At 46.8% G+C, this 19569-nt stretch carries 19 protein-coding genes and 1 tRNA gene; 15 read left to right on the plus strand and 5 right to left on the minus strand.

What is annotated here, in order from left to right; all coding sequences use genetic code 11:
- The first annotated feature begins 96 nt into the window (after nucleotides 1-96).
- Entirely contained in the window at nucleotides 97-360 is a 264-nt protein-coding gene (locus tag KNQ07_RS13985; protein WP_012369463.1) for a hypothetical protein, read from the plus strand.
- 67 nt (nucleotides 361-427) lie between these two features.
- On the opposite strand, the gene KNQ07_RS13990 is transcribed toward KNQ07_RS13985, so the two are convergent.
- Entirely contained in the window at nucleotides 428-1339 is a 912-nt protein-coding gene (locus tag KNQ07_RS13990) for a hypothetical protein (protein ID WP_214767328.1), read from the minus strand.
- 186 nt (nucleotides 1340-1525) lie between these two features.
- On the opposite strand from KNQ07_RS13990, the gene nfsA reads away from it, so the two are divergent.
- From nfsA to KNQ07_RS14015, 5 genes are all read left to right on the plus strand, one after another.
- Nucleotides 1526-2272, plus strand: coding sequence for an oxygen-insensitive NADPH nitroreductase (gene nfsA, locus KNQ07_RS13995; RefSeq protein ID WP_214767330.1), 747 nt, complete (start codon nucleotides 1526-1528; stop codon nucleotides 2270-2272).
- A 14-nt stretch (nucleotides 2273-2286) separates the two neighbouring features.
- Nucleotides 2287-3504 carry an LCP family protein gene (locus tag KNQ07_RS14000; protein WP_214767332.1) on the plus strand — a complete coding sequence of 406 codons (1218 nt, stop codon included), beginning with the start codon at nucleotides 2287-2289 and terminating at the stop codon, nucleotides 3502-3504.
- Between the two features lie 79 nt (nucleotides 3505-3583).
- Nucleotides 3584-4294, plus strand: a complete 711-nt coding sequence (locus KNQ07_RS14005; RefSeq protein WP_012369467.1) for an SDR family oxidoreductase — start codon at nucleotides 3584-3586, stop codon at nucleotides 4292-4294.
- Nucleotides 4295-4472: 178 nt separating this feature from the next.
- Nucleotides 4473-5018, plus strand: a complete 546-nt coding sequence (locus KNQ07_RS14010; RefSeq protein ID WP_012369468.1) for a TlpA family protein disulfide reductase — start codon at nucleotides 4473-4475, stop codon at nucleotides 5016-5018.
- A gap of 4 nt (nucleotides 5019-5022) precedes the next feature.
- Nucleotides 5023-5472 (plus strand): hypothetical protein, encoded by a 450-nt coding sequence (locus tag KNQ07_RS14015; protein ID WP_214767334.1) that lies wholly within the window; start codon nucleotides 5023-5025, stop codon nucleotides 5470-5472.
- Between the two features lie 87 nt (nucleotides 5473-5559).
- Here the strand turns inward: KNQ07_RS14015 and KNQ07_RS14020 are convergent, their stop codons facing one another.
- Together KNQ07_RS14020 and nhaC are read right to left on the minus strand one after the other, a co-directional pair.
- On the minus strand, nucleotides 5560-5769 hold the full coding sequence (locus tag KNQ07_RS14020; RefSeq protein WP_012369470.1) for a DUF3006 domain-containing protein: 210 nt from the start codon (nucleotides 5767-5769) through the stop codon (nucleotides 5560-5562).
- A gap of 427 nt (nucleotides 5770-6196) precedes the next feature.
- Entirely contained in the window at nucleotides 6197-7570 is a 1374-nt protein-coding gene (gene nhaC / locus KNQ07_RS14025; protein WP_214767336.1) for a Na+/H+ antiporter NhaC, read from the minus strand.
- A gap of 502 nt (nucleotides 7571-8072) precedes the next feature.
- On the opposite strand from nhaC, the gene argC reads away from it, so the two are divergent.
- Genes argC through argF form a run of 7 tightly spaced genes read left to right on the plus strand, consistent with a single transcriptional unit; the run spans nucleotide 8073 to nucleotide 17220 of the window.
- On the plus strand, nucleotides 8073-9104 hold the full coding sequence (argC, locus tag KNQ07_RS14030; RefSeq protein ID WP_214767338.1) for an N-acetyl-gamma-glutamyl-phosphate reductase: 1032 nt from the start codon (nucleotides 8073-8075) through the stop codon (nucleotides 9102-9104).
- Between the two features lie 14 nt (nucleotides 9105-9118).
- A complete protein-coding gene (gene argJ, locus KNQ07_RS14035; RefSeq protein ID WP_285801140.1) occupies nucleotides 9119-10336 on the plus strand; it encodes a bifunctional glutamate N-acetyltransferase/amino-acid acetyltransferase ArgJ in 1218 nt (405 codons plus the stop codon).
- Nucleotides 10333-11106, plus strand: coding sequence for an acetylglutamate kinase (argB, locus tag KNQ07_RS14040; protein ID WP_214767341.1), 774 nt, complete (start codon nucleotides 10333-10335; stop codon nucleotides 11104-11106). The genes argJ and argB overlap by 4 nt, the downstream gene beginning before the upstream one ends.
- Complete coding sequence (locus KNQ07_RS14045; protein WP_214767343.1) at nucleotides 11072-12214, plus strand: acetylornithine transaminase; 1143 nt, start codon at nucleotides 11072-11074, stop codon at nucleotides 12212-12214. The genes argB and KNQ07_RS14045 overlap by 35 nt, the downstream gene beginning before the upstream one ends.
- Nucleotides 12211-13266, plus strand: a complete 1056-nt coding sequence (locus tag KNQ07_RS14050) for a carbamoyl phosphate synthase small subunit (RefSeq protein ID WP_214767345.1) — start codon at nucleotides 12211-12213, stop codon at nucleotides 13264-13266. The genes KNQ07_RS14045 and KNQ07_RS14050 overlap by 4 nt, the downstream gene beginning before the upstream one ends.
- The gene (gene carB / locus KNQ07_RS14055) at nucleotides 13253-16285 is read left to right on the plus strand and encodes a carbamoyl-phosphate synthase (glutamine-hydrolyzing) large subunit (protein ID WP_214767347.1); all 3033 of its coding nucleotides are present in this window, start codon (nucleotides 13253-13255) and stop codon (nucleotides 16283-16285) included. Before KNQ07_RS14050 ends, carB begins: the two co-directional genes overlap by 14 nt.
- Entirely contained in the window at nucleotides 16282-17220 is a 939-nt protein-coding gene (gene argF / locus KNQ07_RS14060) for an ornithine carbamoyltransferase (RefSeq protein ID WP_214767349.1), read from the plus strand. The genes carB and argF overlap by 4 nt, the downstream gene beginning before the upstream one ends.
- 52 nt (nucleotides 17221-17272) lie before the next feature.
- Here the strand turns inward: argF and KNQ07_RS14065 are convergent, their stop codons facing one another.
- Together KNQ07_RS14065 and KNQ07_RS14070 are read right to left on the minus strand one after the other, a co-directional pair.
- Nucleotides 17273-18082, minus strand: coding sequence for an MBL fold metallo-hydrolase (locus KNQ07_RS14065; protein ID WP_214767351.1), 810 nt, complete (start codon nucleotides 18080-18082; stop codon nucleotides 17273-17275).
- A 171-nt stretch (nucleotides 18083-18253) separates the two neighbouring features.
- A tRNA-Gly gene (locus KNQ07_RS14070) sits at nucleotides 18254-18327 on the minus strand.
- A 172-nt stretch (nucleotides 18328-18499) separates the two neighbouring features.
- Here KNQ07_RS14070 and KNQ07_RS14075 point away from each other — a divergent pair.
- Together KNQ07_RS14075 and KNQ07_RS14080 are read left to right on the plus strand one after the other, a co-directional pair.
- The gene (locus KNQ07_RS14075; RefSeq protein WP_261966374.1) at nucleotides 18500-19045 is read left to right on the plus strand and encodes an imm11 family protein; all 546 of its coding nucleotides are present in this window, start codon (nucleotides 18500-18502) and stop codon (nucleotides 19043-19045) included.
- Nucleotides 19042-19461: a hypothetical protein gene (locus KNQ07_RS14080; RefSeq protein ID WP_214767353.1), complete on the plus strand. Its 420-nt coding sequence runs from the start codon at nucleotides 19042-19044 to the stop codon at nucleotides 19459-19461. The genes KNQ07_RS14075 and KNQ07_RS14080 overlap by 4 nt, the downstream gene beginning before the upstream one ends.
- Nucleotides 19462-19569 lie beyond the last annotated feature (108 nt).

A 19569-nucleotide genomic window follows, 5' to 3' on the forward strand; every position in this document is an offset into this window, starting at 1 on the left:
AGAAAAAATGAAAGCCAGTGCATTTAGTATAACAAAAAATATGGTATTTTAATGTATTAAATTGAAATTAAAGGTAAATAATCAGGTGGTGATGAGATGACGAGACTACTGATGGCGACAGGTCTTTTTTTGATCCTGATCGGTATGAATCCTGTTCACGCACAGGAAATTGAAAAAAAAGAAACGACAGTCCGGCAATCTACCACATACGGCAGTTACGGGACGATGGATGAGATTATCACGGATCAAAAGGAACCGACATATGACGGATTCGACTCTCCAAACGATATGGCTTTTTTATTCGCCTGCATTGCTTTGCTTGCGACAGTTGGATTAGGAATCGTAAATGCGACAGATTAAAGAAAAAGACGATTAGTTCTCGGGACTTGCCGAAGAACGTTTCGTCTTTTTTTGCAGGGATTTCAGCTTAAAAGTGAATATGTTTACGTCGTCCGACCCGTTCAATCCGATCATGTTCATCCTTTAATCCGGCTTGTTCAAGCAAACTAAGATAATACCGGAAGGGCGTCGAACGATGTGAGAAATAAGGAATATACTCCGTAAACAACATCGTTTCAGCACGTTCGAGTTCACGTAAAGCGATCAGCGCATGCAGTTCGGCAAAACGGATTTCTTGATACAAGACCAGCATGTCCGCATCGACACGAACTTTCGCCCGGAGTTTTTTGGCATGCGTGTTTAATAAGGCAACATAAGCCTCCCGTTCACTGACGTCCGTACAATGTGTGAGGACGGCGAGGAAGAGGTCGCTTCGTTCCGTGTCGACATCGATCGGTACCTTGACGGCAGTATAGATGGCGCGTTGCATCCAAGTCTGATCCGATGCGTCCAGTTTGTAATAACCGACCAGTTCTTCGAACAGTTCGACTTGTGTGACCTTAATCAATCGGAAGGGATCGTTACTTAAAAAAAGCGGTTCTTCTCCGGCGGCTGAAGAAAGTAAAAAAAAGAATTCCTCAAAAACAACCCGTGTGCCATTTTTTCGACCGATATAATGGCGCAAGTGTTTCAGCAGGCGTTTTGCCGTCACGTACCAATTTTTTTGTTCGCGGACGGAGACCAGCTCATTCGGCTCCAAGTACTGTAAATCATATGCGAGTTGAATGAATTGTTCTGTTTGCTCGATCGCCTGTTCGACAGTCGGTTGATCCTGTTCTTTCTGTAATCCTTTATACTTCGCAAACTGGGATAACATCAAATCAAGATCTTTTTCTTCGATGACTTGTTTCGGAAGTTGACGATAGATTTCTACGATGATGTCGCGAAGGGTCGTATCGCCATATTGTTCAAGTAAAAGACGCAGTTTACGAATTCTCATGATCGCCCTCCTTCGACAAAAAAGACACAATAGTAGTTCTATCCTTTTCCCGATTTTTTTAAGAAGTAATCGGCAGTGCATGGAATTCAAAAATGATTGTTTCGGAACACGGGTAGCTAACATTTGCACTTCCGGAAAGGTTTGCCTATCGTTAAGAGAATCATTAACAAAAAGGAGCGATTATTCATGAATGAAACAATCGAACATTTACTTAACCACCGGTCTATCCGTAAATTCAAGCCTCATCAATTAGATCAAGAGACAGTCGAAACGCTCGTCCGTTCGGCCCAGTCTGCCTCTACGTCTTCTTATCAGCAGGCCTATGCCATCATCGGCGTGGAGGACGAAGCACTGAAACGCCAATTGGTCGATGTAGCGAGCGGTCAATCTTACGTCGCTGAGAACAGTTACTTTTTCGTTTTTTGTATCGACTATCATAAACACATCCTGGCAGCGGAAATCGCATCCGGTTCCGTGGACCGGACGGTCGAAACGACGGAAGCCTTGATTGTCGGTGCGGTCGATGCCGGTTTAGCCGCCCAAAATCTAGTCATTGCAGCGGAATCGTTAGGATACGGCACCGTCTATATCGGTTCATTACGAAATGATGCTGCCAAAGTGAGTGAACTGTTGGGCTTTCCGGATCATGTCGTTCCGTTATTTGGAGTCGCAGTCGGTATTCCCGACCAACAGCCGGGGAAAAAACCCCGCCTTCCGATGGATGCGGTCTTCCACCGGAATACGTATACTAATGACGACACGATGCGTGAATTGTTGTCGCAATATGAAGAAGAAACGTCTACGTATTATGGAGAACGAACAGATGGACGCCGGACGGAAGGATGGATCTATCAGATGGCTGCTTCGATGAAGGAGCCGAAACGGACGTATATGCGTGACTTTTTACAGGAAAAACACTTAGCCCGAGATTGATACGGAGGTAACTTATGGAAGAATTTCATTCAGGACGTTCCCGTTTAGAGCGCAGACGTCAGGAAGAATTGCGTGAATCAGAGAAGATGGATCAGGAGAAAGTATCCCACGAATCCATGGATCAAAATCATGAAAGCGAACGATCTGCCAGTCAACGGTATTTAGATGAGCCGTCGGAAAGAACGCCTGCCTGGAAAGAGGTATCAAGACCATCTGCAAAGCGCTTGCAGGCCGGAGCCGGAATCATCGTGCGTTCAGGAACAAGACTGGCGAGTATGGCCTTGAATCGTTTCAGCCAACGTCGTGCTTCAAGGAGCAACAGAACGAAAGAGCCGGTGCGTGAAGCAGAAGCTGAACAGCGGTTGAAAAAACAGCCTGTTCCGAAAAAGAAACGTCGCTTCAAGTCAAAGCTGTTCGGTTTATTATTACTCGTCCTGATTGCAGCCGTTCTTTTTAGTTCACAACCGTTTACGTTTCTTCTGATCGGAAGTGACGCCCGGCCGGGAGAATCATTACGCAGTTCGAGATCAGATTCACTGTCCGTCATGCAATTCGTACCGCTCTCACGGACGATTCAATTGACGTCGATTCCTCGTGATACGTATACGCCGATTGCCTGTGAAAACGGCAAAAAGGATAAGATCACCCATGCCTTTGCATACGGCGGCGAAGATTGTACGAGCAGTGCAGTCAGCGGACTTCTCGATCAAGACATTGACAGTAAGATTGTCATTTCATTTGACAGCTTCATCGGATTGATTGATGAAATCGGAGGAGTCGATTTAGTGTCGACAGGAACGTTCTCGGAACAAGATGCGAGTGGAAAAGCCAATCAGTATTCGTTCCAAAAAGGAAAAGAATATCACATGGATGGGGCAATGGCGTTAGCCTATTCCCGTCACCGTAAAACGGATACAGACGTGGCACGGGCAAACCGACAGTCGGAAGTCATCCAAGCCGTGGCGACACATTTGATGAAACCGACGGGATGGTTGAGTATTCCCGGCGCACACCGGTATATGAAGGAAGAAATGAATCTCGATGTCAGCGTCCGTCAGATGATGACGGCGGGGCTATCGCTCGCGTTGTTCTCGAAACGGGAACACCTTGAAGTCGAAGGTGTCAGTGAGCGGATGAATGGTATTTTCTATGACTTCCCTAAGGAAAAAGAATTGAAGGACTTGCGTGCGAAACTCGACACGACGTTTTATGGGACACTAAAAAACGATTAATTTTTCAAAACGGGTTTGTTCTTTCTCGAACAGTGGAAATTAGTAAAGGTGACTAAACTATCGAGGAGGGACCTATCATATGAAAGTATTAGTTGTAGGTGCATCAGGTACAATCGGAGCTCGTGTCGTCAAGTCGCTCGCTAAAGGTCATCAAGTCACGGTTATCGTCCGCCATCAGCATTTAGTGGAACGATTTGAAAAACTTGGTGTTAAAGCGCACTATGTCGATATCGAAACAGAACTCGAAAAAGTCATCGAACAGGGTGTTTCCGGTCAAGACGCTGTCATTTGTGCAGCGACAGCCGGTGTTGACGGGGAACCGACTGAAATCGAGTTACTGGACCGGACGGTTGCTTTAAAAACGATTGATGCTGCGAAAAAGGCGCGTGTTCGTCATTTCGTCCTCCTCAGTGCCTATGGTGCTGATCGTCCGAACCAATTTAAAAAAGAGATGTATCCGTTCTACGCTGCCAAAAATGCAGCCGAAGAACAGATTGAACATAGTGGACTCACATATACGATCATTTGTCCGGTTAACATCGTTGACGGAGAAGGACGCGGATTGATTGAGGCCGATGAAGACTTGAAGGATGTCAAGGAAGCCACGATTTCCGAAACGGATGTTGCTTCCATCCTGGTCGCAGCCGTCGACAATCGGGCACTCTTTAATCGCCGACTGGAAGTCAAAGAAGGTAAAACCACATTAAACGAAGCACTTGGCGGAGATGAGGCGGTTGGCAGCGTTAAAGATAACCGTCAGGTCAAAAAACAATTACCGCGTTATAATTAATGAATGAAACGATATGAAAATCGTTGACAGGAGTTGGAGAACATCCGATTCCTGTTTTTTTTGTACGTCAAATATATTTCATCCGAGCGGAAAAAAAGTCAGCACCAGTCTGCCTTTTTTGTCACAAATCAAGCGGGCGATTCTGCTACACTACATACATAGAGGAGTGACGAAATCAGTGAAAAAATATGTAGTGTATCTGATGGCGGCAATCATCATTTCGGGAATTGCCTATACAAGTTACAGCGCCTATCAGACGAAACAGGACCAACAACAAATGAAAGCAAAACAACAAGCAGAGGGTGGACTTGAAACAGGAATGAAAGCGCCTGACCTCGAAATAGAACAAGACGGTCGAATGATTCATTTGTCTGATTTAACGGATCAGCTCATCGTCATTAATTTTTGGGCAACCTGGTGCCCCCCTTGTCAGCAGGAAATACCGGAATTAAATGCCTTTGCCAAATCGACATCAATCCCGGTGTACGGTATCAACGTGACGACTGCGGAAAGACGGTTGAGTGATGTAAAACAGTTTTTGAAAAAAACGCCTATTACGTACTCGGTACTTTATGATACGAAAGGACAATCGGAAAAAACGTATCAGTTAGTGGCGATGCCGGCGACTTACATTATTGATCAAACAGGGACGATTGTCGGAAAACATGTCGGACCTGTTACGCAAGAGATGCTGAAAGAGATGGTACGGAAGATCGGAGGATAACCGGATGGAATTATATTGTGCGGTATGTACGTATCGTCAAATCATTGAAATCGGTCAGCAGGAAGAGTGGAAAGGATTTCCGTCGGTGTTGACGTATGGGATGGAAAGTTATGCATCAGCATTGCCTTTTTTATTTGTTCCACCGTATCAAGAGCCGCTCGTCAGTCGCCAAAAAATTGATGACCGGATACGGGCCGAGTTGATTCGGACGTACCATGCCCATATTGAGGAAATTGAAGACGGATGGGTACCGCATCAATATGATGTCTTTCAGTGTTTGACCTGTCAGCAAATCTCCACCCGGTTTTGGTGCGCCTTGTTTTTGAAAGGGGCAATTATTGAACCGGTCCATCGTTGTGAACAAGATAATTCTGTTTTGGTTCGACTTTCTTTGGATGAACTCACCCAAACGCCCTGTCCAAGCTGCGCTGAACAGACGCTCCAGATTCGTTAACAGACAAAAGCCATCTGTCGCAAGAAACGACTATTCGAGACAACGTGTCTGCTAGTCATTTTAAGCGGTCAGATGGCTTTTTAAGTGTCAACCCATTTGCCGAAACGAAAACGTTTGAAAGGAAGACTGGGTAGAGTTAGTTGCATCAATTGAATAATTAGATCCGTCGAATAATATTGTATCACCAAGCCGTGCTTCAGTAGGCAAATAGCGGCGTGGGATGAAACTTGAGCCATTCTCCCAGAGAAGAACAGCATATTTGCCATCAAGCCGTTCCAGTGTGCCACGTTTGATCATAATCGAACTCCTCCTACAAAATTACATCGAACGCATCCTTAGGATCAGGTGCAAGTTTCTCTTTTTATAATTCGCTGTAATTTTTTAATCTTATGTTTGGTATATTCCCATTTCCTTTTGAATTTACACATGTTTATTTGCAATTGCTGAATTCTGTACAATATTTGTCAAACAAAGTGAAAAGAAATATATTTCCAAGCAATCTTCAAGAAAAAAGCTCCTTTCAAAAGTAAACAGTTTTTCTTATTTCAACTGTCTACTTTTTGAGGAGCATATCACTGACAGCGCAACATGCGCTTTTTCCTGTAGGAGTGGCGGAAACAAGTGATTCCTATTTAAACGAGATCAAGGTGGCAGAATGATCATCTGCCACCTTGATTTTTGAAGGGACTGACTTTTGAGTCAGCCCCTTCAGGAAATCCGTCGATTAAGCTGCCAAATCTTTTGCGGCTTGTTTGGTAGGGCGGGTAAAGGCAAAAACAAAAGTGAAGAAAGGCGACAGTAACAAGAAAAAGGCGAATGGAACATACGCAGTAACTGGGACACCGAGTGTCGAGGCGAAGAACGCACCGGATACACCCCAAGGAATCAACGGATTCACAAGAGTTCCACCGTCTTCGAGAGCCCGTGAGAGAAAACGCGGATCAATCGAACGGTCTTTAAAGATCTGTTTAAACGCTTGACCGGGTAACAGGATAGACAAGTATTGTTCACCGGCCATGAAGTTGACGCCGATTGAAGCGAGTGCAGCCGATGAGATGATGCTGCCGTCCCGTTTTAATTTTGAAACCGTGTTTTCGATAATGACATCGATGACGCCAATTCCACGAAGGACACCACCGAAAGCTAGGGCAAGCATGACAAGTGAAACGGACCACATCATCGACTGGAGACCGCCTTTGCTGACGATACTTGCGACCGTTTCGTTGGCTGTTTCAATCTTTAATCCGTTTTGGATGACGCTCATCCATTGTCCGATGTTCCAGTTGCCTTGTGTTAATCCAGTCAACAGGAGACCGCTCAGGACGCCGACAATCAGAGTCGGAACGACGGGTGTTTTACGTAATGCAAGAATCATTACGAGTAACGGTGACAGCAGTGTCCATGGTGAGAGATTAAACAGACGCGTCAATTCCTGTTGGGTGGAGCCGATAGTTTGTGAATCAATCGAACCGTCTCCCCGTCCGAAGATAAAGAACAGAATGAACGTGATTGTAATGGCAGGAATTGTTGTGCCCATCATAAAACGAATATGATCAAAGACCGAGACATTGATGATTCCAGGTGCAAAATTTGTTGTATCGGATAAAGGGGACATCTTATCTCCGAAACAGGCACCGCTGATGATGGCACCGGCGGCAAGGGCCGGATTGACACCAAGTGCGACTGCGATTCCCATCAAAGCAACACCGACCGTTCCGATTGTTGTAAAGGAACTCCCGGTAAACGTCGAAACAATCATCGTAATGATTAAAGCACTTGGTGCGAACCATGTTGCAGAAAGTGTTTCCAGTCCGTAGTGAAGGAGTGTCGGAACAGCTCCGCTCATCATCCAGACGGCAATCGTCATACCGACAAGCAACATGATTAAGATCGGTTTGATGGCTTCACGAATTCCGTTAATCATATGTTGTTCAAGTTCTTCATAACGGAAGCCGCGGACAGCGGCACAGGCAACGACAAAAATCAAACTGGATAAGATAGCGAGATGCGGTTCGGCTTTGGCACCGAATATGACGGATAATAAGATAATGATACTAATTCCTAGGACAGCTGCGGATTCACGAAAAGACATACGCATGCTTCCACCTCCTTAAGTTCTATGTTGCGTTTATGCTTGTTTGCTTTTACGTGTGAAAGTAAAGTGAAGAACAGTTGTTATGTTAAAGGATATGAATTCATTCGTCAACTATCTAGATTCCACTAAAAACGACAAGATAAATAGAAAATGTGACGAAAATTTGTCGTAAACGCTTTCTTTTTCGGCAAAAATCTTGCACAATAAGAAATAAGAGATGTCGATTTTGTGAACAGGAGGAGATACATATGTTTACTGCAATTTTTGTCGTAGTCATTGCGTTAATGGGAGCCAGTGTTTACGGAATTGATCACATGGTCGCTCAACGGGCGGAAAAAAGATAATTTCATTTCGGATAAAAAAAGGCTTTAATCAGTCACATCTATTGAGATGTCATTGATCAAAGCCTTTTTTCTATGTTTAAAATAAATAAAAATTCATTTGACAGTATAAATATACATATGTTTAAATCGAATTATCATTTAAGGGCAAAGGGGTTTCGACGATGAAATGTACGATTGTAGGTGCGACCGGATATGCTGCGATTGAGCTGATACGCCTGATTGAATTACATCCTCATTTGGAAATCGTCTCATTGATCAGCGATTCGCAAACCAATCAGGAAATGAATGATTTATACAGTTTCATGAATAATAAACAATTTCCTGTACTGACAGCATTTTCACTGGAACAAATTGAAGCGGTGGAAACAGATCTTTTATTTTTAGCGACGCCGAGCGGAATTTCCACGAAATATCTGAAACAGCTGGATGACTGGAAAGGAACGGTCATCGATTTGAGCGGAGACTTGCGTCTTGAAAAATCATTGTATGAAAAATGGTATCCCCATGAAGGCGTCGATGCGGTTCTCCAGAAAAAAGCAACCTACGGACTGACGGAATGGAAGCGGGAGCAAATCAAGGACAGTCGTTTAATTGCCAATCCGGGTTGTTATGCTACGGCTGTCTTACTTGGGTTATTACCGTTATTAGAAGAGCGGGTGATTGATCCGTCGCAAATCATCATTCATGCGAGCTCCGGCTTGTCGGGAGCAGGAAAAACATTGACGGAACAAACACACCACGTTCGATCAAGCGAAAATGTCCGATTGTACAAAATGAACCAACATCAACATATTCCGGAAATCGAATCGATTGCTGAAGACATCACCGGACAACAGATCACCGTGTCACTTGCTACGTATCTCGTGCCACTCAACCGTGGCATCATGGCGACGATGACGTTGCAGCCCCTCGTTGAAAAAACGGAAGCCGAGTGGCGGACATGGTTCATTGAAAAATATAAGCAGGAATCCTTTATCCGTGTTGGACAAACGGATCCGGAAATCAAATCGGCAGCCGGAAGCAACTATTGTGACATTTCGGTCTATCTGGATACACGTACGGGAAGACTGACGGTCGTATCCGTGCTGGATAACATGCAAAAAGGCGCAGCAGGACAAGCGATTCAAAATGCCAATGTCATTGGCGGATATCCAGAAACACTAGGTCTGACACAACAGCCATTCTTTATATAGAGGGGACCATGAATATGTTAAATATACAACTGACATCACCATTGACCGTGACGACACCAAAAGGATTCAAGGCGACGGGAGTTCATGTCGGGCTCAGACGCAAACGGAAAGATTTAGCTCTTTTATTATGTGAAGCGGGTGCCGATGCGGCAGCTGTCTACACGACCAATCAGGTCCAGGCTGCACCGATTACTGTAACGAAAGAGGCGATGGCGAAATCGGGTGGAAAAGTCCATGCCGTTTTAGTCAACAGCGGGAATGCCAATGCCTGTACAGGTCAGCTCGGACTCGAACATGCCTATGCTTCCCAACAAGCCATTGCCGATCAGTTTCAATTGGCACAGGAACATGTCGTCATCGCTTCGACCGGCATCATTGGACAGCCGCTCGCAATCGATACGTTACTTCAAGGAATTGAACAGCTACAGCCGGATGAAGGTGAAGAACAAGCCGATGATTTTGCCCTGGCTATTTTAACGACCGATACCGGTACGAAGACGACCGGACGTCAAATCTGGTTAAACGGCGAGTTGGTTTCGGTCTGCGGAGTGGCCAAAGGTTCGGGCATGATTCATCCGAATATGGCGACGATGCTCGGTTTTTTAACGACGGATGCCTCAATTCCTTCACCGTTACTACAGGACATCTTGAAGTCTGCGGTCAACCGGACGTTTAACTGTATCACCGTCGACGGTGACAGTTCGACGAATGACATGGTGATGATTCTTGCAAGTGGAGCCGCACAAACACAGCCGCTTCAACCGGAGACGGACGAAATCGAGCAGTTCCAACAAGCGGTCGAGGAAGTATGTCAAGATTTAGCGAAACAAATTGCACGTGACGGAGAAGGGGCGACGAAGCTGATTGAAGTCAACGTCCATGGTACGGCGAACGAATGGACTGCCCGGAAAATTGCCAAACAGATTGTAGGGTCTTCCCTCGTGAAAACAGCGATTTTCGGTGAAGATGCGAACTGGGGCCGGATCATCGCAGCGGTCGGCAGTATCGATGAACCGATTGATGTCGGACAAATTGATATCCGGATCGGTTCCCAGTGGGTTCTGCGTCACAGCATGCCGATTTTATTCGACGAATCGTTGGCTTCCCGTGAACTGGCGCAAGAGGTTGTGGAAATCGAAGTGAATTTAAATCAAGGACCTGCCAGCGGTCATGCTTTCGGTTGTGACTTGACGTATGACTATATCAAAATCAATGCGAGTTACCGGACATGACGAAACGTAAATTGATCAAACTGGGCGGAAGTGTCTTCGAACAGCTGGACCCGCGTTATTACGAAGAATGGGGTCAGTGGCTTGCCGAGAAAAATGAATTGATCATCCTCCACGGTGGTGGACCGGCTTTATCGGCTTATTGCCGGGACATGAATATTAAAGCGGAATTCAACAACGGGATCCGGGTGACGACAGAGCAGGTTCTGCTGGGAGCGGAACGGGTGCTTGGAGGAGAAGTGCAATCAAAAATCGTCTATGCATTGAATGAAAACGGGCTGCCGGCAATCGGCTTGACGGGAATTGACGGAGCCAGTATTCGGGGGGAGCAGCAACCGACGTTCGGAGCAGTCGGAGAAGTGACACAGATTAATCCGAAGTTATTTACGACATTGATGGCATCGGGATTCCTTCCTGTCGTCACCTCCCTGATTACAGGGACGGAAGGGACGTTGAATTGTAATGGGGACACCTGTGCGATTGCTGTAGCGAAAGGACTCGCTGTCGATGAATTCGAACTACTGACGGATGTATCTGGTGTCCGGCTGAATGGCACCTTCCAGTCAGAGGTGACGGTCGCGGAACTGGAGGAGGGAATCGAATCAACGGAAATCAACGGAGGAATGATTCCGAAAGTCGAAGCCGTCATCGAAGCGGTCCGACAAGGGATACATCAGGTCAAGATTCGTTCCGGACACGACGTGACGAGCCAAGGGACACGGATCAAGGAGGAAACCAATGAGCGCTTTACTACCGACGTATTTACGTCATGACATTGAATTGGTCGAAGGGAACGGATCGTTCGTACAAGACAAAGCAGGCAAAAACTATCTGGATTTCGTGATGGGAATTGCCGTCTGCAACACCGGTCATCGACACCCGCATGTGGAACAGGCGTTACAAGAACAACTTCAAAAATTATGGCATGCGTCTAATTTATTCATGAGCAGTAAACAGGAACGTGTTGCCGCGATGTTGACGGAAAACAGTCATTTGAGCCATGTGTTTTTTTGTAACAGCGGGACGGAAGCGAATGAAGGGGCATTTAAGCTGATTCGGAAATGGACACAGAAAAAAGAAATCCTGACGTTCAGTCAGTCGTTTCATGGAAGAACCTTTGCCATGATGGGAGCAACGGGTCAAGACAAGATTAAAGCCGGGTTCGGAGAAATGGTTCCGGATTTCAAGCATCTGACCTTTAACGATTTTGACAGTCTTGAAATGATTACGAATCAGACGGCTGCCGTTTGGCTTGAAGTGATTCAGGGAGAAGGCGGTGTCATCGTAGCGGAAAATGCCTGGTTGGAAGCGTTGATGGAGAAAGCTCGACAGTATGATGTGAAGGTAGTCATCGATGAAGTCCAGACAGGAATCGGAAGAACCGGATCCCGTTTCGCTTTTGAACAGACGCCGCTAAAGCCGGATATCATTACCGTGGCAAAAGGTCTCGGAAGCGGATTCCCGGTCGGAGCCATCATTACAACACCGGAAGCAACGGCTGTTTTCACACCGGGTACCCACGGATCGACGTTCGGAGGGAATCCGTTGGCAATGGCAGCGGCAGAAGCGACACTGGACGTCTTGCTAAACGAGCAACAAATGAAACAAGTTCAACAAAAAGGACTTTATTTGATGCAACAACTGAAGCAATTGCCGGAGACGATGGTCGTTGATGTGCGGGGACGCGGACTAATGATCGGAATTGAATTTCATGAACCGGTTTCATCCCTGATTACAGCGTTGCAACAAGCCGGAATGCTCGTCGTCAGCGCGGGACCGAATGTCATTCGGTTGTTACCTTCATTGTGCGTCACGGAACAGGAGCTTGATCTCGCGGTCGAAAAAATCAAAACAGTATGTCAACAGGAGGTCATGATGTGAAAGGAACAGGGGCATTAACATTAGCGGATGGACACGTATATCCAGGTGAATTGATTGGTTCCTCGTCCGTTCAAGGAGAAGTTGTATTTTTCACGGGAATGACCGGTTATCAAGAAGTATTGACCGATCCTTCCTACCGGGGACAAATCATCGTTTTTACCTACCCGCTCATTGGACAATACGGAATTTCAGAACAGGATTCAGAAAGCCGTCAGATTCAAGTATCCGGTGTAGTCGTTCAGACCTTAGCGAACAACGGATTACGGTCAGACTTGGCGGATTGGTTGGCAGCATCGGATATCCCAGTTTTAACACAAGTCGATACACGGGCATTGGTCCATCATTTACGCAATCAGGGGGATCAGATCGGTATCCTCACATGCGGGACATCATCTGTTGAGGAACAGTCGAACTTGATTGCCACTGTCTCGACCAAACAGCCGGAGATTTATCCAACCGATTACGAGGCCGGACATATCGTGTGTCTCGATTACGGGGTGAAAAAATCGATGATTGAAGCCTTGCAGGAGCGTCAGATGAAAGTGACGGTCGTGCCGTTCGATACACCGAAAACAGTCATCGATGAATTAAAGCCTGACGGGTTACTTTTTTCGAATGGACCCGGAGATCCGAGCCAACTCGATCACTTGATTCCAGAAATCAAGAAACTGGCACTTGCCTATCCGACGCTTGGCATCTGCATGGGGCATCAACTGATTGCCAAGGCCTTCGGATGTCGAATCGAAAAGCAACACCATGGTCACCGCGGGGCAAATCATCCGGTCCGTCAGTTGAAAACCGGACGTGTCTTAATGACATCACAAAATCATGGTTATGTCGTTCAAGCGGACAGCGTGCAAAATTCTGAACTGAACGTCGCTTATGAACATATCAATGACGGCTCGATTGAAGGACTGCTTCATCCGACGCATCCTATTTTGACGGTTCAGTTTCACCCGGAAGCTCATCCCGGTCCACTGGAAGCGATGGTGATATTTGATCAATTCGTAGCGGGCATCTTAAAGCAGGAGGTAGCATATGCAGGAAGTTAAAAAAGTCCTGGTCATCGGATCAGGTCCAATCGTGATTGGTCAAGCAGCGGAATTTGATTACTCGGGTACACAGGCATGTCAGACACTTCGGGAAGCGGGATGCGAGGTCATGTTGATGAATTCGAATCCGGCTACGATCATGACGGATCCCTCAACAGCGGACCATATCTATATCGAAGCAATGACGCTTGAAAAAGCGACAGCCATTATCAAACGTGAACGCCCGACCCATTTACTGGCAACAGTCGGCGGCCAAACCGCCTTGAACCTAGCACTATCGCTCGAAGAAGCAGGAGTACTGGATCAGTATCAAGTCAAACTGCTCGGGACATCCCTTGAAACGATCCGAGACGGGGAAGACCGTGAACGATTTAAACAGCGGATGCTGGAACTGGATCAACCGCTCCCGATCAGTCAGACGATCGAGACGTTGGAGGAACTGGAAGGGTTCATAGAAAAAGCGGGCGTCCCGCTTGTTGTCCGTCCGGCGTTTACGCTCGGTGGAACCGGTGGCGGGATTGCTCAAACAAAAGAAGAAGCCCGTAAACTTGCGGCGAATGGACTTCAGGCCAGTCCGATTTCACAATGTCTCGTCGAAGCCAGCATTGCTGGTTATAAGGAAGTCGAGTACGAGGTGATGCGGGATGCCTTTGATACGACAATCATCGTCTGCAATATGGAAAATATCGACCCGGTCGGCGTGCACACGGGAGATTCGGTCGTCTTTGCACCGATCCAGTCGATCTCTGATAAAATGAATCAAATCTTACGGACGGCATCGCGGGAAATCGTTTCTGCGCTCGGTGTCGTCGGTGGCTGTAATATCCAATTTGCAATCCATCCGACAGAACAGACCTACTATGTCATTGAGGTCAATCCCCGCGTCAGTCGGTCTTCTGCTTTAGCCTCCAAGGCGACGGGATATCCGATTGCAAAATTAGCGACCCGTCTTGCGCTCGGTGAGCGTCTTGATGACTGCATCAATCCGGTGACAAAGGAAACGATGGCCAGTTTCGAACCTGTCCTGGATTATGTCACGGCTAAAGTGCCCTGTTTCCCGTTTGATCTTTTCCCGGGAAGTGACCGGTCGCTCGGTACACAGATGAAGGCGACCGGAGAGAGCATGGCAATGGGCAAGACACTCGAGGAAGCCTTGCAAAAAGCATGGCGGGGTGCCGGAATCGAACAAGCGCCGTTATATCCGAATTGGATGAAGCAGGCCGATACGGAGGTCTTGTGGCAGGAAGTCAATCAAATCACGGATCGCCGGTTATTGGCCATGCTGGCATTGCTCGATCGAAAAGCGGCGACGCACGAAGAATTGGCTGAAAAAACGCAGATCCAGTCTCTGTTCCTCACGACGCTTGAGACATTGATCCTGATGCAGGAATCATTGGATCTGGAATCCAAAGAATCGCTTCAACAGGCAAAGCGATTCGGATTTACAGACCAGCAGATCGCACAGATTACCGACGTTCCACTTGAAGTCGTGCAACAGCAACGGAATACTTTTTTAATTCAACCAAGTTTTCAAATGATTGACACTTGTGGGGCGGAATTTTCAAGTCTGACACCGTATTTTTACGGCAGTTGGTCCGGCCGAACGGAAGTGACTCCGTCGAGCCGGAAAAAGGTTGCCGTTCTCGGCGCCGGACCGATCCGGATCGGACAGGGAATTGAATTCGATTATTGTTCGGTTCATGCTGTTCGTGCTTTACAGAAAGCCGGTTATGAAACCATCATGATCAACAACAATCCAGAAACCGTCTCGACCGACTTTGAAGTGGCGGACCGTCTTTACGTTGAACCGCTGACGATTGAAGATGTTGTTCATGTACTGGAAGCAGAACAATGCCGGCAGGTGCTTGTCCAGTTTGGTGGACAGACAGCCATTACGCTTGCTGCAGAACTCGAACAGTTAGGATACCAGCTCTTAGGAACGACAGCCGACACGATTGACGAAATGGAAGACCGTGATCGTTTTTATCAATTCTTGGATCGACTTCAGATTGACCGTATACCGGGTCAGGAAGTGTCGAACGAGGAAGAATTGACGGCAATCGTCAAGGAACTGGGGTATCCGCTGATGACCCGTCCATCGTACGTCATTGGTGGAAAAGGAATGCACCGGTTAACGACAGCAACCGATTTAGAAAAACTATTGCCGGAAATGGTGTTTCCGATTTTGGTGGATGCCTATATCGAAGGACACGAGTTCGAAGTCGATTGTATTTCAGACAAGACGACGACCTACGTACCGGTCATCATGGAACAAATCGAAGCCGCCGGTGTTCACTCCGGCGACTCCACGATGATTTTGCCGCCTGTCTCAGCTCCGGCAAGCTTACAGGATGAAATCGAACGGATTGCGCAAACAATCGGTCAACATCTGGATTACCAAGGTGCCTTCAACATCCAGTTCGTCGTAAAAGATCAAACCGTCTACGTTCTGGAGATTAATCCGCGGGCTTCGCGTACCTTGCCGATTGTCTCGAAGGTGACGGGACAACCATTGCTCGAGTGGGCGGTTCAAGCCGCCATCGGGATGAAAGTTGAAGTCTTGCCGGCAAACCGGTTGACGTTACCGTTCCATGCGGTCAAGACACCGGTATTCTCGACGCTGAAGCTGCGTGGTGTCGATCCGATGACCGGTCCGGTCATGCGTTCGACCGGGGAAACATTGCAGTGGACGGAAGCGGGACTTGCCAAAGAACGGTTCGTCTTCGACCAGACGACTAAAACAGCGATGGCCAAGCGAACGCTTCGAATCTGTGGAGCGGGAACAGACGCGTGGTCAGAAGGAGCGGCAGTTCAGCCGGATACCGAGTTTGATACGTGTCTTGTGTTCTTCTCGAAATCAGAATCAGAACGGGAACAACGGGAAAAAGCGCTGGCCCAAGGAGCGATTGTCATTACTGAAGAACATCTTGCCCGATACTTCGAATCCGTCCAAACGATACCGATGTGTACCGTTAAGCCGTTATCCGAATGGACGACACAAAAGGAGCGAATCCAATGACGACTACACAACGATTAAAGCATTTGCTGACACTGGAAGAACTGACAGCAGAAGGACTGACCGATCTATTGGAACTGGCGAAAGATGTTAAAGCTTCTCCAGCGACATATGCCCAAACACTTGCCGGAAAAAAAGTCGCGTTGCTGTTTGAAAAAGCATCGACGCGGACACGGATTTCTTTTGAGGTCGGTGTCGTCGAATTGGGAGGATATCCGGTCGTCTTAAACGGATCGGATATGCAGATTGGTCGCGGAGAGTCCCTCAGCGATACGATTCAAGTCATGAGCCGTTATGTCGACGCCTTGATGATCCGGACATTTGCACATGAAACGGTCGAGACGTTGGCAGCGCACGGAACGATTCCGATCATCAACGGATTGACGGACCTTCATCATCCGTGTCAGGTCTTGGCTGATTTACTGACGATTGAGGAGCATTTTGGTCAACGGAAGGGAAAGATATTGGCTTATATCGGGGACGGAAACAACATGGCTCATTCATTGCTGTTAGGCGGCGCGTTAAGTGGAATGACCGTTCGAATTTGTAGTCCGGCTGCTTATGCACCGGATCAAACGATTATTGACCAGGCGAAGATGCTGGCACAACAATCCGGAGGACAGATTGAACAATATACGGATCCTGTTCAAGCGGTTGCCGGTGCTGATGTCATTTACAGTGATGTATTCGCCAGTATGGGTCAGGAAGAGGAGTCGGAAGCACGTCTCAAGGCATTCGAAGGCTATCAAGTGAATCAAACGTTGTTGTCGTCAGCAGCAACGGATGTGATTTTCCTGCATTGTCTTCCGGCGCACCGCGGGGAAGAAGTGACAGCGGAAGTCATTGACGGCAGTCACTCCCTTGTATTTGATCAGGCGGAAAACCGCCTTCATGCGCAAAAAGCTTTAATGATTGAACTGATTGGAGTAATGGATTAACAGAAAAGACAGGCTCTGTTCCTTTGTGGAAACAACAGCCTGTCTTTTTGTTTTAATCGTATTGCCGCCGGGCGAGTTGCTCGGTCTGTTCTTTCGTAATCTGGCGTTTATTTTTTTCGTGCAGACGTCCCATGAAGGACGTGCGTTGCCACGACGGCGACCAGTCCGACTCTTTGTGTGCACGTAAGGCCAAGATGTAGTCGTAACTCAAATGAAGCCGCTCAATCATTTCCGTGCGAACGTCACAAATATGACCATGTCCCGGAATAAGTAACTTTACCTCATATTCATAAATAAAGGATTCGAGTAATTCAAGGGTCGTTAAGTATTCACTCGAATCATGTTCAATCAACGGAATTTCGACGTCGGAGGCATAGTCACCACAGACAAGGAGATGAAGCGGCATGACGACAAAAGACAAATGGGTTGATTCATGACCGGGAGTCAGGAAAAAAATCAGTTTGGTTTTACCGATCGTCAACGTCGTTTCGAATTCTTCGATGACATGTGTGATATCCGGAAACAGAACGGGAGACTCGATGTAGTACTCGTCATTAAAGTTCTGCACTTCTTCAAGCGCTGCTGTCCGGTCGACATCCACGAAACGACGGGAAGCAATCGCAATTGCATCTTTAAAAGCGTAAGCTCCTAGAATATGATCAAAATGAGCATGCGTATACACGATATAGAGAGGCCGATCGTGCCGGATGATTTCCACATCACGGCGGATCGTTGCGATCTCGTCCGGTAACCAACCCGGATCAACGACGATCAGACAATCGGGAGTCTCAATCAAAGTCGAGGTCGTTTTCATTAATGTACTTTGGTAGACCATGACGCCGGGCATCTTCATTTGAATCATGAGAGTCCTCCTCTTTTCAGGATGTAACGTTTTATATCGAACTATACCCGAAAGCAGGGGAAATCTATCCTGGAGACAACAAAAAAGACGACTTGCAAGTTGCAAGCCGTCTGCCCTCGAAGGCATAAAAGTCATTGACCTATGTGTCGTGACCTATGTTATGTCATAAATTGGAGCGGGTGAAGAGAATCGAACTCTCATCATCAGCTTGGAAGGCTGAGGTTTTACCACTAAACTACACCCGCAAGAGTTGCTACATGAAATATAGTAGCATAGCAAAGCGTTTATTTCCATAACTTTTATGAAAAAAGGTAATTCTTTTGATTTTATGTGTACAATAATAAGAGCTAAATCGTTTACATGGGCTTCCTGTAACGAAAGTGAGTGGCTGAGGATGGAAAGAGGAGCGAATGACTGGTGAACAAAGTTCGAGTTTGGAGCGAACAGCTGATGGGAAAAGGATGGATGGCGACATGTCACCATCAAATCGATCGTTATCGCTTCACGACAGGAGAGTGGTTTCTGAACGCAAGCTTACTTGCCTTTTCAATCGAACAGGATGCAGATATGCTACCGGACGTGCTTCCGAACGAATTGAGGATCCCATTAGTATCTGAACGGATGAAACAGATGTTGGAGCGGCTGACACCGTTTTCCGTCCAATGTCTCCGTGTCCAATTGAAGACACGAACGGGACTCGTCAATTACTATCTCATCAATATTCTAGCGGTAAGACGGGTGGAACATCTACATAAGACGGAGATTTTCCGCACGCTTCGGAAAAAACAAGTCTACTTCATGACGGAGCGAATCATCAGTACCTCGCTTGGTCCCCACCACATCTTACGGGATGAACGTACGGAACGTATTTTCCTCTCGGATACGCTAGCACGGTGTTTCCAGCAACTGGCCGTGACCGGCATACATTTTGACGAGATAAATCGAATGGAGGAAATCATATGAAACAGTACACGGTCGATAATTGGATTACACTGCAATATCCAAAAACGTTTGAATATCAAGAAGAAGAAACATTCGTCAGTTTTTATTCGACAGAAGAAAACGCGATGGGAACATTACAATTATCCATCTATGAGTCGGATGCAGAAGAACTCACACCTTTTGAAGCGGCGGAACAGGAAATCAATTTACTGGTGGAAGAGTTTGGAATTGAACTGACGGGACCACTCGAAGCACGTCGGAACTCATCTAAAGAAGCACTTCTTGCTGTAGACGGAAAAGAAGAAGGCGTCTTCATCCGGATTTATGCCTACTCAGACGGAGAACGGCTTGTTCTATTGACGTATTCTGCAGATCGGGAATCGTTGGAACTAGAAGAAATCGAAGCGATGATTTTATCATTAAGCTGGATCCATTAAGGACAAAAACGGGGTGTCTTAGACTGACCTAGCAATATGAGACACATATAAAACACCTTGATTAGGCTGCCAGTACACCGTATTTTTTCGGTGTGAGGTAGCCTAATT

It is taken from the genome of Exiguobacterium sp. s145 (assembly GCF_018618835.1).
Lineage (GTDB): Bacteria > Bacillota > Bacilli > Exiguobacteriales > Exiguobacteriaceae > Exiguobacterium_A > Exiguobacterium_A artemiae.